Below are 14026 nucleotides of genomic sequence, written 5' to 3'. Positions count from 1 at the left end.
TTGGTTGCGGCAACGAGCAATTGGGCCCGCCGACCCGAATCAGACTGTTCGTGGCTTATATCCCTACCCAGTGTTTTGCCGGGCGACGCCTGGGGCCTCCGAACCCGGCAACTCCAGGCCCGCATCGGTGCACGCGTGCGGGGCGCCGTCGCCTTCGGTGCTTGCTCAGCCACGTACGGCCAGCACCAGAGGCAACACCCCCTGAGCACCCGACCGCGACAGCAGTCGGGCGGCGACAGCGACGGTCCAGCCCGTCTCGGTCATGTCGTCGACGAGCAGTACCGGGCCTTCGGCTGCCTGCAGCGCCTCCCGCAGGGGCTGAGGCACGACGAGTGCGCCGTGCAAGGCCCGCAGACGCTGGGCGCTGTTGGTGCGGGGAAGGGAGAGGTCATCGGAGTGGTCCGTGTAGGCGAGGGACCCCAGGAACGGGAGGCGGCCGACAGCGGAGATCCGACTCCCTAGCGAGTGCACCAACTGGGGCCGGCTGCGCGAGGGAACGGTGACCACCCCGACAGGGCGGCCCGGTGCGTCCGGAGCGCCGGACGCCCAGCCGTCGGGCGACTTGGCCCAGTCGGCCAACACGGTCACGACGGCGTTCGCCACGTCGTCGGGGACGGGAGCATCCGGAGTCTGGGGTGCGAGCAGCGGCCGCAGACGGTTGCCCCACCCGATGTCCGACAGCCGCCCGAGAGCCCGGCCGGGCAAAGCCTGTTCGCCGGGCGGGATGCGGCCCTTCAGGTCGACGCCGATGGCGGGAAGGCCCGTGGGCCACATCCGGCGGGGCTCCACCACGACACCGGCACGGGAGAGCGAGCCGCCGGCTGTGTCCAGGGCGGCGGGGGAGATGTCGGCGGTGAAACGGGGGCCGGCGCAGTTGTCGCAGCGGCCGCAGGGAGCGGCCTGCTCGTCGTCCAACTGCCGCCTCAGGAACTCCATACGGCAGCCCGAGGTGGTGACGTAGTCGCGCATGGCCTGCTGTTCGGTGGTGCGCTGCTTGGCGACCCAGGCGTAGCGCTCGCTGTCGTACGACCACGGCGCCCCGGTGGCGATCCAGCCGCCCTTGACCCGGTGGACCGCGCCGTCCACGTCCAGCACCTTGAGCATGATCTCCAGGCGGGTGCGGTTGAGTTCCACCAGCGGCTCGAGTGCGGGCAGCGACAGGGGCCGGTCCGCCTGGGCGAGGGTGTCCAGAGCGCGTCGTACGGCTTCTTCGGGAGGGAACGCGACGGAGGCGAAGTAGGACCAGATCGCCTCGTCCTCGCGGCCTGGCAGGAGCAGCACTTCGGCGTGCTCGACGCCTCGTCCGGCGCGGCCGACCTGCTGGTAGTAGGCGATGGGGGAGGACGGCGAGCCGACATGGACGACGAAGCCGAGGTCGGGCTTGTCGAACCCCATGCCGAGCGCGGAAGTGGCCACCAGTGCCTTGACCTTGTTCGCGAGGAGGGCTTCCTCGGCCTGCTGGCGTTCGGCGTTCTCCGTCTTGCCCGTGTAGGAGGCGACGGTGTGCCCGCACTGTCGTAGGAAGGCGGTGATCTCCTCGGCGGTGGCGACCGTCAGTGTGTAGATGATGCCGGAGCCCGGCAGGTCGTCCAGGTGATCGGCGAGCCAGGCCAGCCGGTGGGCGGCGTCGGGCAGTTGGAGCACGCCGAGGCTCAGGCTCTCGCGGTCGAGCGGGCCGCGCAGGACCAGTGCGTCCGAGCTCATACCGGTGCCCAGCTGCTCGGCCACGTCTGCGGTGACCCGCGCATTGGCGGTGGCGGTGGTCGCCAGTACCGGCACGCCGGGCGGGAGGTCGGTGAGCATGGTGCGCAGCCGGCGGTAGTCGGGGCGGAAGTCGTGGCCCCAGTCGGAGATGCAGTGTGCCTCGTCGACGACGAGGAGGCCGGTGGCGGCGGACAGCTCGGGCAGGACGTTGTCGCGGAAGTCGGGGTTGTTGAGCCGCTCCGGGCTCACGAGCAGCACGTCCACGGTGCCCGCGGCGACCTCGGCGCGGATGGTCTCCCACTCCTCCGGGTTCGAGGAGTTGATGGTCCGGGCGTGGATGCCGGCTCGGGCGGCGGCCTCGACCTGGTTGCGCATGAGCGCGAGCAGCGGAGAGACGATCACGGTCGGCCCGGCGCCGCGCTCGCGCAGCAGGGCGGTCGCCACGAAATACACCGCGGACTTGCCCCATCCCGTGCGCTGCACGACCAGGGCCCGGCGCTTGTCGGCGACCAGCGCCTCGATCGCCCGCCACTGGTCCTCGCGCAGCCGCGCCGATCCGGTGCTGTCCCCGACGAGCCGGACGAGGATCTTGTCGGCAGCCTCGCGCAACTCCGTCTTGCTCGTGTGCGTCATGTCTCCATACAACAGGACGCCTCCGACAGCCGGGCATCGCGGCGGCCCGGCTGTGGACGACGAGACGGGCTTGTCGTGGCCCTGATCGGACTTATCCACAGGCCCAAACGGAACATCGAGATCCGCGAGATCGTCTGCTCATGACGAATCACAGCGAAACTACGGGACCCGCCGCAAACGGCAACAACCGCGGACGGAACGGTGCCGGACGAAGCGGCGGACGGCACAGCGGCGGACGAAACGGCGGCGGGCAGGATTACGACGGCTCGGGCATCGGGGACCGGGTCGGATTCGACGCACATGGCGCCGAACACCAGGTCACCCTGCGCACTCCGGGCGAACTGGCCGATGCCCTGCCCTACCTGCTCGGGTACCGGCCCGAGGACAGCATCGTTCTGGTCGCCCTGCACGACCGGGGTGGCCGCGGCCGCTTCGGAGGGCGGGCCCGGCTCGGCATCCCCGCGAACAAGGACGACTGGCCGGCGGTGGCCCGGCAGCTGGCCCACGGGCTGATCACCGGCAGCGAGCGCAGGGGCGCCCGGCCGGAACAGATGGTCGCCTACCTCTGCCAGGAACCGGGGCCCGGTGAGACGGGAAGGCAGATCACGGAGCGGCTCGCCCCGCTCGCCGGGCTGCTGCGCACGGAGTGTGGCCGGCTCGATGTTCCCGTGATCGAGGCGTTGTGCATCTCTGACGGCCGTTACTGGTCGTACTGCTGTCCGAGCCAGGAATGCTGCCCTGTGGAGGGCCTCCCGATGGGTCTGCCCGGCACATCGGTGCTTGCCGCCGCGGCCACGTACGCCGGACTGCAGGTGCGCGGCACACTGCGCGAGCTGCGGGCCAGGCTGCAGCCCTGGGAGACCGCGGCCGCGCTGGAGCAGGAGGTCGCCCTGGACACCGCCGGCATGGCACTGGTCCCCAAGATGCTCGACCAGGCGGGCCGGACGGACGTGGCCGAGGAGACTCTGCGCCTGGCCAGGCGCACCATGACGCGTTTCGCCGAGGCAGTGCCCGTATCGGGCCCGCTCCAGGCCGACCTGCGCGACGACGAGCTGCTGGGACACGAAGACGCGGCGCAACTCATTCTCGGCCTGCAGGACCGGACGACCCGGGACCGCGCGGCCGAGTGGATGGAGGCAGAGGAGGCCGGGCCGGCCCTGCGCCTGTGGCGCGCGTTGGCTCGCCGGTGTGTCGGACCCTACGGCGAGCACGCGGCGGCGCCGCTCACCCTCGCCGGATGGGTCGCCTGGTCCGAGGGCGACGAGATCGAGGCCAGGGAGGCGCTGGCCATGGCCCTGGGCGCAGATCCCAGCTATCTCTTCGCCCGGCTCCTGCACCAGGCCTGCAACGAGGGACTCGACCCGGAGTCCATCCGCCGCTGCCTGCGCGCGGAACGCGAGGGACGCGACGCACGCGCGCGGTCGGAGGCATCTCAGTGCGGCGGCGGAAGGACGACCGAGGACAGGATGCGGCCGAACACGCCTGGTCCGGACGTGGGTCAGGCAGCATCCCGGCCGGGTTCCGCCGGAATGATGGGGCTGTCCGACACCTCGGAAGACGCCCTGCCCGCGTGTGCGTCCGGTGCTGAAGGTGCGTTGCCGCCGGGTCCGTCCGACATCGAAGGCGCGCTCCCACCGTGCACTTCCGACGTCGAAGGCGCGCTCCCACCGTGCACTTCCGACGTCGAAGGCGCGCTCCCACCGTGCACTTCCGACGTCGAAGGCGCGTTGCCACCGCGCACGTCCGCTGGCGGCGACGCGCTGCCGTCGTGCCCGTCCGATGCCGACCCGACTCTGTCGACGCCTGCGTCTACGGCCTCCCGTCGACGCAGGCGGGTGCGTTCCGGAGCTCGTGCCGATGCTCGTCCCCATTCCGCGGAGGCGGAGGGGCGACACCCCTGCGCCGAGGAATCCCGCCCGCGCTCCCGTTCGGCCCGCGGTACGCGTCCCGGCGCCGTCCGCCGCACCACCGGCAAGGACGACGCACGTCGACCCGAGGGCACACGGCCCGGGGGCGGCGCCACCGAGGAGGAGGGATGAGCGATCGCTGGAAGCATGTCGCGCGCGGGTGGTCACACCTGTGCCGCCGGGTGGTGGCTCCGGGCCGCCGCCATTCGGTCGGCTTCCCGGCCCGGGGGCGTGACCCCGGCCGGGCCCGTCCCGTTCACCTGAGTGGCGGAATCCCCTACCGGACCGTATCGCCGCATCGCCCATGTCCTTCAGGAGCCCCGCACCGGGCGCCGAACCCGCCCGAGCCGCGCAGAGCGCAGAGGAAGCGCACCTTGCACCAGCCGACTCCGCCCTCCACCGGCGAAGGCCGCCCCGCCCTCGGCGCGCCGACGACAGGGTGGAAGGGAAGCGCCGGTCCGCCGTCGCGGGCCGCGGACACGGGCACGCCTGAGCCGAGGTTCCCCAGCGGCACCGAGCACACCCCGGTGGCGGCGGAACACCGCCCGGACCCGGAACACCGCCCGGACGCGGAACACCGCCCGGACCCGACCGCGGAACAGGATCGGAAGGACACCGTTTCCTCGCTGTCGTGGGACCGCGAGCCGTCTCCGTCGGAAGGGGTCGTACGACGCCCGTCGACACCGGCGAGGCCGAGCCCGACTCCCACGCCGACGGCGAGCCGTCCTCCCCGCCCACCTTCGGTCGTCCCGTCCGGACCGCCGCCACAGAGCGGCTTCTCGAGCCCGCGAGCCCCAGTCGACCTTCCCCCGGCACACTCGGTCATCATCTGCGTGGCACTTCCCGGCCTCGCCATCTCCACGGATCAAGGGCAGTTGACCGGTCAGGGACTGGAAGGCTTCTACCGCGCAGGCCGACGTGTGCTCTCCCGGTGTCAGATCCGTGTCGCCGGCCGCGAGCCACTCGCGGTCCAGGCACAGACGACCGCGGCGGATCGCGCACGCTTCGTGGCCACCGCGCGTGTCTCCCAGGGCGGCGGCCCGGATCCCGACGTGGTCGTAGAGCGCATCCGCCATGCGGACGGGACGGAACGCATCATGCTGCACAGCTCCGCCGCCCGCCCACTGCGCCTGCCGGTGGAGGTGGCACTCGGTACGGACCTGGCGGACCTGGGCACGATCGCCTCGGGCCGAGCGGGACCCGAGCTGCCCGCGATCGTCCATGACTCCGGCCTGCGCTGGTCCTGCGCGGCAGGCGGGGCGTTGGTCACGGCCGACCCACCACCCGCCGACGCGCTCGCGTCGGCAGGCCTGCTGCGCTGGGAACTCGACCTGCCCCCCGCAGGCACGGTCGCGCTGGAGCTGCGCGTCCGGCTGGAGGGCACAGGCCCTGTCCGAGCCGTGGGACGTGTGGCGACCAGCCCCCTGGCTTCCGCCCGCGCGTCGGGGGATCACTCCGTAATCCGGCCGCTCCTGCACACGAGCATCGACGATCTCCGGTCCCTGCTGCTGCGCGACCCGGCACACCCCACCGACACCCACCTCGCGGCCGGAGTCCCCTGGCGCTGCGGCCTGGCCCCCGCCGAGGCGCTCATCGCGGCCCGTATGACACTGCCACTCGGTACCCGGCTCGCCGCGGGGACGCTTCGCGCTCTCGCGCGCACCCAACTCCGCGGGCAGACAGCGCAGTCCGGCATGATTCCAGGGCTGCGCCGGGACGCGGGCGCCCACCTTCCAGCCGGCTGTACGGGCACCGAGGCCACCCTGCTCTTCCCCGCCCTCCTCGCGGAGGCGTTCCGATGGGGGCTCTCGCCACAGGAGACGGAAGAGCTGCTCCCGACAGTCGAGCGGTGTCTGAGCTGGCTGCGGACGGCCGTGGGGGAGGGAACATATCTGTGTGACCCACAGCCGGGCGGCCCCGTCCGCTGTGAGACGCAAGCACATGCGCACCGCGCGGCCGTCCTCGGTGCCGACCTGCTCGACGCGTTCGACAGACCCGGCGGGGCGGCGCTGCGGCAGTGGGCCCGCGAACTACGCGTGGCCTTCCGCGAGGACTTCTGGGTCGAGGACCGCAGCGGTGGTCGACCGGCGGCTGCGCGGGCCCCCGACGGTCGCCTCCTGCCGCACCTCGGCGCCCCGGCTGTCCATCTCCTGGACACCGGACTGCTGGGCGGGGGCGAACAGGCACCCGGCCTGCTCGACAGGGTGCAGACCGAGCAGCTCGCCCGGCTGCTCGGAAGCCCGGCCATGGACTCGGGCTGGGGGCTGCGCGGACTGGGCACGAACGAGGCGGGCTACAACCCGTTCGGCCATCGCACCGGTGCCGTGAGAGTCCACGAGACGGCGATCGCCGTAGCGGGGCTGGCCGCCGCCGGGTACGAGAAGGAGGCCGCCTCGCTCGTGCGGGGTCTGCTGGCCGCGGCGGAGGCCTTCGGCCACCGCCTCCCCGAGATGTACGCCGGTGAACAACGCACCGACAGGAGCGCCCCCCTTCCCCACCCGGCGGCCTGTCGCCCTGCGGCCACTGCGGGGGCCGCCGCAGTCCATCTGCTCAGCAGTCTCGCGGGAATCCGCCCCGACGTCCCGGCGGGCACGGTCACGCTGCGCCCCGTGCGCAGCGCGCCTCTCGGAGAGATCGGCCTGACCGGACTGAGGATCAAGGGCGCGCCGTTCTCGGTACGGGTCAGCAGGCTCGGACTCGCCATGGTCGAGGAGGCCGCCGAAGGGCTGCAACTCAGGGCGTGACCTCGAGCGACACCTGGTCCGCCGGAGGCACGCAGGGGGAGAAGGCACCTGTTCAGGTGGCAGTGGATCAACCGCCGATGCGACCGGCGAAGGGAGTGTTTATCGTCAGGCAGACGACTATGATCGCCGCATGCCCTACGACCCGTCAGCCTTTCCGCCCTTCGCCGTTACCGTGGATCTGGTCGTACTGACCGTGCGTCGTCACGCCCTGTGTGCGCTCGCGGTACGCAGGGGCGAGCCGCCCTTCCAGGGACGCTGGGCGCTTCCCGGCGGTTTCGTGCGGGCCGATGAGGACCTGGCGCAGGCCGCTGCCCGCGAGCTTGCCGAGGAGACGGGGCTGCGCGCCCATGACCCGGCCGTCCCCGTCCAGGACAACGGAGCGCACCTGGAGCAGCTCGCGACCTACGGCGACCCCAAGCGTGACCCCCGGATGCGTGTGGTGAGCGTCGCCCACCTCGCCCTCGCCCCCGACCTGCCCGCCCCCCGGGCAGGTGGTGACGCCAGCAACGCACGCTGGGCACCCGTCGAAGAGCTGTTGCAGCAGGGCGGCTACGGCCGAGACGGCGAGCCGGTCGCGCCGCTCGCCTTCGACCATGCGCAGATCCTGTCCGACGGGGTGGAGCGCGCCCGTTCGAAGATCGAGTACTCGTCGCTGGCCACGGCGTTCTGCCCGCCCGAGTTCACCGTCGGCGAGCTGCGCCGGGTCTACGAAGCGGTGTGGGGCGTGGCACTGGACCCGCGTAACTTCCACCGCAAGGTGACGGGCACACCGGGCTTCCTGGTCCCCACCGGCGGCACCACCACGCGACAGGGCGGCCGCCCCGCCCAGCTCTTCCGTGCCGGCGGAGCAACTCTTCTCAATCCCCCGATGCTGCGCCCCGAAGTGTGACAGCCCCAAAAATGGGACATAACGCGCTATCTTGCTACGGGTGATCCAGGCGTTCGGACTGACCAGCCAATCCCACAAGGACCTCCCGCCCGCGGTCGATGACGTGTCCTTCGAGGCACGTGCGGGCCACGTCACCGCGCTTCTCGGAGCGACGGGCGCGGGCAAGACGACAGCGCTCAGACTGATGCTCGAACTCCAACAGGGCCGCGGTCTCACCTACTTCAGGGGCCGCCCGCTGCACCGTATCGAGCACCCCTCGCGCGAGGTCGGCGTACTCCTGGGCGAGGTGCCCGGCCATCCCGCGCGCACGGTCCGCGGCCACCTGCGCATGCTCAGCGCCGCGGTCGGCGTCCCGGCCCGGCGCGCCGACGAAGTACTCGAAGTGGTGGGCCTGGTCAGCCTGCGCGACGAGCGGCTCGGCACGCTGTCGCGTGGCATGGACCGCCGCCTGGGCCTGGCCTGCGCCCTGTTGTCGGACCCGCACACACTCGTGCTGGACGATCCCGCCGACGGGCTCTCCACCCGTGAGAGTCACTGGCTGCACGGCATGCTGCGAGCGCACGCCACCCAGGGTGGCACAGTCCTGTTCACCACGTCCGAGCCCAAAGAGGCCGCGCGTGCCGCAGACCACGTCATCACGATCGAGCAAGGCCGACTCGTCGCAGACCAGGTTGCCGCGGAGTTCGCCCGCACCCGACTCCGCCCCCGTGTCGCCGTCCGTACCCCTCATGCCGTGCGGCTCGCCGCCCTGCTCGCCAAGGAGGCCCGTACGGCTCAACGCTCCGTCGAAGTCGTCCGGGAAGGCGGCAATCGCCTGTCCGTGTACGGCAGTACCTGTGCCGACGTCGGTGAGACGGCCTTCCGTCACGGCATCCTGGTCCACCAACTCGCCGACGAGATGGGGGACATGGGGCCCGGTGCCGGGCCGTTTCCCGGCGAGACCGCGGAAGCGGCCCGGGACGCGAGGGAGGACGTGACGGAACCCGAGTCCGGTGAGCTCCTTGGCCATCGGGCCGTGGGGTTGGCCGGGACGGCACCGCGGGGCGGCCGAGCGCAGGACAGGCCCGCGTCGCAGGACGGTTCGCACAGGCCCGGTGACCGGGTCGTGCCCGCCGACCGGAGGGCACGCGGCGACCAAGCGGTACACGGCAGTCCGGACACCGACAGCGGCCCGACTGAGGGGCGCGGCGATACCGCTCCGAGCCCCACCACCGTCTCCAAGGCCCCCGCCCCCCTACCCCCACTCCCACCCCCCATCTCCGCACGGTCCGCCCCCAGCCCCTTGCGCCCCCTGCGCTACGAACTGCGCCGCGCGACAGGAATCGGCACCGGGTTCCTCACCGCGGCCGCCGTGCTCGTCACGTCCGCCCTCACCGCCGTACTCCTGGCGCGAGTCGGTCACACCCCGCAGGCACGTCTGCTGGCCGCGTGGCCGAGAGAATTGCCGCTGCCCCCGGCTGCGCTCGGAGCCGGCCTGCTCGGCGCACTCGCGTTCGGCGACGAGTTCCGCCACCCCGCCCTGGCTGCGGACCGCGGCAGCGTCCCCCGCCGACTGGGACTGCTCACCGCGAAACTCGTCGTCGCCGCCCTCACCGCGCTGATGCTGGCTTTTCTCGCGGTGGGTTGCGACGCCGAAGTGCTCTATCTCGTCTACGGACGGGAACTCGCGGAAGTTCCCGCGGATTGGCTGGTGCTGAGCGCGAGTTGGTTCGGGCTCGTGGTCGGGTGCGCCTGGGCCGGTGTCCTGGCCGCCGGCGTCTTCCGGTCCACCACGGCCGGGCTCGCCGCGGTGGTCGCCGTACCCGTTGTCGTCGTACCCCTTGTGCAGAAAGCGCTGGAGGGGGCATCCCTGCGAGCGGTGGCCGGTCTTCCCGTGCGGCTGCGCGAGGTCTTCCTGCTGCAATGGCCCTTCGGCGGCGAGCGCTATCTGGTCGGAGCGGTGCGTGTCATCGCCCAACCGGTGGGCGGGGCACTGACGTTGTCGCTGACCGCCCTGCTGTGTGCGTATCTGCTCACGACCCTGCGTAGCAGGGCCCGATGACGACCGACCGTGCGCTTCCGGTCCCGACCTGCGCACAACTTCCCGATGAAAGCGCATTTCTTTCCGATAAGGCGTCAATTGCGACGGGGTGAGCGATCACCCTTTCGTGTGCTTTTCACCAAAGACCTCAAGGGAGTTGGAGGCGGCGCCGACAAAGGATCCGTGAGTACCCTTGCGCACACCATGATGACCGCCGCCCGCTCCGCCGACTCCGGTCTGGCCGGCCCGGGCGATCTCGACCGCTACCCCTACGCCGAGGCCCCGGCCGCAGGCCGCGTCGGAGCTTCCGTCTGGGACGGCTCGGACCCGGAGCTGGGCCGCGTGGGCCGACGGGCCGCGGGCAGCCGCGGGCGCGGACTGCACGGCCAACTCGTCCAGCAGCTCGGCCAGATGATCGTCTCCGGTGACCTGGGAGCCGACCGGCCGCTGGTCCCCGAGGAAATCGGCCAGCGTTTTGAGGTCTCCCGTACCGTCGTCCGTGAGTCGCTCCGCGTCCTGGAGGCCAAGGGCCTGGTCAGCGCCCGCCCGAACGTCGGCACGCGCGTGCGTCCCGTCAGCGACTGGAACCTCCTCGACCCGGACATCATCGAATGGCGGGCTTTCGGACCGCAGCGCGACAACCAGCGCCGTGAGCTGAGCGAGCTGCGCTGGACGATCGAGCCGCTCGCCGCGCGCCTGGCCGCGGGACACGGCCGGGAGGACGTCCAGCAGCGCCTCGGTGACATGGTCGAGATCATGGGGCACGCCATGAGCCAGGGTGACGCGCTCACCTTCTCCCGTGCCGACGCCGAGTTCCACTCCCTGCTCATCCAGCTCGCGGGCAACCGCATGCTGGAGCATCTCTCCGGGATCGTCTCCTCCGCCCTCCAGGTTTCCGGCGGCCCGGTCGCCGGCTGTGACCGGCCGAACGAGTCGTCCCTGGCGCACCACGGCCGGATCGCCGACGCCCTCGCCACCGGCGATGCGGCGGCGGCCGAGGCGGCCATGCGGCAACTGCTCACGGTCCATCCCGAGGTGGAGCGCGTGGTGCCGGCCCCGCGCGAGCACTGACCGCGCACCGCAGGCGTCGTGGTCGAGGATGTCCTCCACCTCCTCTTCGGCATCGTCCGGCTGCCGAACCGCCTCCGTCGGACCCCGCAGGATCCCCAGGGACCCTGCGGGGTCCGACGGTCCGGGGCGGTGAGGTCACCCCGGACTGTGCCGACCCGTGCTGTGCCGACCCGGTCTCTGTCGACGGGGCCTCTGCTGGTCCGGGCAGGCGAGTGACCTTGTCTGTCCATGTCTGACTGTTTTTGTCTGCCTACGGGGTGTGACTCGGGCCACGCAGATTGGGCGTAACGCTCGCGGGAGCAGCGCGATGACCTAAGAGGTGACAGCCGCGGAGGGAATACGGACGCCGTTTCAGGCGCTGTGCATCTTCCCGGCCCCCCGCCCGCGCCGTCGGCCACTCCCAGGCCGGTGGTCGGCCCCTGTCCGCTGTGGACGGGGCCGGAAGTCGTTTTCCAACGTTCCGAGAGGTTGTTCGTGTCGGCCAGCACATCCCGTACGCTCCCGCCGGAGATCGCCGAGTCCGTCTCTGTCATGGCTCTCATTGAGCGGGGAAAGGCTGAGGGGCAGATCGCCGGCGATGACGTGCGTCGGGCCTTCGAAGCTGACCAGATTCCGGCCACTCAGTGGAAGAACGTACTGCGCAGCCTCAACCAGATCCTCGAGGAAGAGGGTGTGACGCTGATGGTCAGTGCCGCGGAGCCCAAGCGCACCCGAAAGAGCGTCGCAGCGAAGAGTCCGGCCAAGCGCACCGCCACCAAGACGGTCGCGGCGAAGACGGTGACCACGAAGAAGGCCACCGCCACCGCCACCCCGGCGGCCCCCGCCGCCGAGACCGCAGTCGAGGGCGAAGAGCCCACGAAGCCCGCCGCGAAGAAGGCGGTCGCCACCAAGAAGGCGGCCGCGAAGAAGACCGTCGCCACCAAGAAGACGGCGGCGGCCAAGAAGACGACCGCCAAGAAGGACGACGCCGAGGTCGTCGAGGAAGAGGTCCTCGAGGACGCTCCCAAGACCGGCGACGAGCCCGAGGGCACCGAGAGCGCCGGTTTCGTGCTGTCCGACGAGGACGAGGACGACGCGCCCGCGCAGCAGGTCGCGGCCGCCGGCGCCACCGCCGACCCGGTCAAGGACTACCTCAAGCAGATCGGCAAGGTCCCCCTGCTCAACGCCGAGCAGGAGGTCGAACTCGCCAAGCGCATCGAGGCCGGTCTGTTCGCCGAGGACAAGCTGGCCAACGCCGACAAGCTCGCCCCGAAGCTCAAGCGCGAGCTGGAGATCATCGCCGAGGACGGCCGCCGCGCCAAGAACCACCTCCTGGAGGCCAACCTCCGTCTGGTGGTCTCCCTGGCCAAGCGTTACACCGGCCGCGGCATGCTCTTCCTGGACCTCATCCAGGAGGGCAACCTCGGTCTGATCCGCGCGGTCGAGAAGTTCGACTACACCAAGGGCTACAAGTTCTCCACGTACGCCACCTGGTGGATCCGTCAGGCGATCACCCGCGCGATGGCCGACCAGGCCCGCACCATCCGTATCCCGGTGCACATGGTCGAGGTCATCAACAAGCTCGCACGCGTGCAGCGCCAGATGCTCCAGGACCTGGGCCGCGAGCCCACCCCGGAGGAGCTGGCCAAGGAACTCGACATGACCCCGGAGAAGGTCATCGAGGTCCAGAAGTACGGTCGCGAGCCCATCTCGCTGCACACTCCTCTGGGCGAGGACGGCGACAGCGAGTTCGGTGACCTGATCGAGGACTCCGAGGCCGTCGTCCCGGCCGACGCGGTGAGCTTCACGCTCCTGCAGGAGCAGCTGCACTCCGTCCTCGACACCCTCTCGGAGCGCGAGGCGGGCGTGGTCTCGATGCGCTTCGGCCTCACCGACGGTCAGCCGAAGACCCTCGACGAGATCGGCAAGGTCTACGGCGTCACGCGCGAGCGCATCCGCCAGATCGAGTCGAAGACCATGTCGAAGCTGCGTCACCCGTCGCGTTCGCAGGTGTTGCGCGACTACCTCGACTAAGCCGTAGTCGTACGACACCGAAGGCCCGGTCCCCGAAGGGGGACCGGGCCTTCGTGCTGCGCGCGCAGGCGCCCTGCATGACTCTGGGTTTCCTATCATCACCCCGAGTGAGGAGCATGCATGCGTCACCCCATTGCCCAGGCGCTGGTCCGGCCGCTGGTACTGGCGGCCCTGGCGGCGGCCATACCGCTGGCGTCGGCCGTCCCCGTGGCTGCCGACAGCATCGTCGTCGGGGGCTTCCCGGTCGATGTGTCCAAGGCGCCCTGGACGGTTGCCCTGTCCAGCCGTGACCGGTTCGGAGGTACGCGCGCCGGGCAGTTCTGCGGCGGTGTCGCCGTCGGCCGCACCACGGTGCTCACCGCGGCCCACTGTATGGGCGAGGACGTCCTCGGGGCACCGCCCGAGCAGGTGAGCGACTTCCGCGTCATCACGGGCCGTACGGATCTGGTCTCCGACCAGGGCAAGGAGATCGCCATACGTGAAGCCTGGGTGAATCCCGGCTACGACCCGCAGAGCAACGCCGGGGATTTCGCCGTCCTCACCCTCGCCGAGCCGCTGCCGCAGAACGCGGTCATCGCCATGGCGGCCGCCGGCGACACCGCGTACCAGCCGGGAACCGGTGCCACGGTGTACGGCTGGGGTGACGTCACGGGCGGCGGCGACTACGCGCGCAGTCTGCGGGCGGCACAAGTGCACGTACTGGCCGACGCGGGCTGCACGGAGGCTTATCCGGGCGGCGCCGACGGCACCTACCGCGCCGACAGCATGTTGTGCGCCGGGGAGGACTGGGGTGGTCGTGACGCCTGCCAGGGGGACAGCGGTGGGCCGCTGGTCGCCCAGGGGAAGCTGATCGGGCTGGTGTCCTGGGGGAGTGGCTGTGGACGAGCGGGCCGCCCCGGTGTGTACGCCCGTGTGTCCGACGTCATGCGGACGCTGGGATCGGCCGGTCGCAATGCGGCCGACGGACGCCATGGAACCGCCTGACAGTGCCTTGGGGGCGTTGAGCGTCCCCGCGGAGCCATGAGGTCCCCGCAGAACCCATGAG

The 14026-nt window shown here is 71.3% G+C and carries 8 protein-coding genes; 7 read left to right on the top strand and 1 reads right to left on the bottom strand.

What is annotated here, in order from left to right; genetic code table 11:
* Positions 1-165: 165 nt before the first annotated feature.
* Positions 166-2337 (bottom strand): RecQ family ATP-dependent DNA helicase, encoded by a 2172-nt coding sequence (locus ACZ39I_RS38775; protein WP_467250007.1) that lies wholly within the window; start codon positions 2335-2337, stop codon positions 166-168.
* A 140-nt stretch (positions 2338-2477) separates the two neighbouring features.
* Between ACZ39I_RS38775 and ACZ39I_RS38770 the strand changes: the two genes are divergently transcribed.
* The 7 genes from ACZ39I_RS38770 (at position 2478) to ACZ39I_RS38740 (ending at position 13965) form a co-directional block, all read left to right on the top strand.
* Positions 2478-4376: a DUF4192 domain-containing protein gene (locus ACZ39I_RS38770; protein ID WP_467250005.1), complete on the top strand. Its 1899-nt coding sequence runs from the start codon at positions 2478-2480 to the stop codon at positions 4374-4376.
* A gap of 701 nt (positions 4377-5077) precedes the next feature.
* Complete coding sequence (locus ACZ39I_RS38765) at positions 5078-6988, top strand: glycogen debranching N-terminal domain-containing protein (RefSeq protein WP_467250003.1); 1911 nt, start codon at positions 5078-5080, stop codon at positions 6986-6988.
* 130 nt (positions 6989-7118) lie between these two features.
* Positions 7119-7877 carry an NUDIX hydrolase gene (locus tag ACZ39I_RS38760; protein ID WP_030326766.1) on the top strand — a complete coding sequence of 253 codons (759 nt, stop codon included), beginning with the start codon at positions 7119-7121 and terminating at the stop codon, positions 7875-7877.
* Between the two features lie 40 nt (positions 7878-7917).
* Entirely contained in the window at positions 7918-9918 is a 2001-nt protein-coding gene (locus ACZ39I_RS38755; RefSeq protein WP_467250001.1) for an ABC transporter ATP-binding protein, read from the top strand.
* A gap of 162 nt (positions 9919-10080) precedes the next feature.
* Positions 10081-10968, top strand: a complete 888-nt coding sequence (locus ACZ39I_RS38750; RefSeq protein WP_393603826.1) for a FadR/GntR family transcriptional regulator — start codon at positions 10081-10083, stop codon at positions 10966-10968.
* A gap of 474 nt (positions 10969-11442) precedes the next feature.
* The gene (locus tag ACZ39I_RS38745; protein ID WP_467249999.1) at positions 11443-12981 is read left to right on the top strand and encodes an RNA polymerase sigma factor; all 1539 of its coding nucleotides are present in this window, start codon (positions 11443-11445) and stop codon (positions 12979-12981) included.
* A gap of 120 nt (positions 12982-13101) precedes the next feature.
* Entirely contained in the window at positions 13102-13965 is an 864-nt protein-coding gene (locus ACZ39I_RS38740) for a serine protease (RefSeq protein WP_467249997.1), read from the top strand.
* Positions 13966-14026: the final 61 nt, after the last annotated feature.

The sequence above is a fragment of the Streptomyces sp. NPDC024687 genome, assembly GCF_055559055.1.
This window is presented reverse-complemented; position numbering and strand designations above follow the sequence as displayed.

What these genes read in the sequence shown, in the direction of transcription:
- ACZ39I_RS38770 (WP_467250005.1), top strand. Translation starts at nt 2,478, where the DNA reads ATGACGAATCACAGCGAAACTACGGGACCCGCCGCAAACGGCAACAAC.
- ACZ39I_RS38760 (WP_030326766.1), top strand. Translation starts at nt 7,119, where the DNA reads ATGCCCTACGACCCGTCAGCCTTTCCGCCCTTCGCCGTTACCGTGGAT.
- ACZ39I_RS38740 (WP_467249997.1), top strand. Translation starts at nt 13,102, where the DNA reads ATGCGTCACCCCATTGCCCAGGCGCTGGTCCGGCCGCTGGTACTGGCG.
- ACZ39I_RS38775 (WP_467250007.1), bottom strand. Translation starts at nt 2,337, where the DNA reads ATGACGCACACGAGCAAGACGGAGTTGCGCGAGGCTGCCGACAAGATC.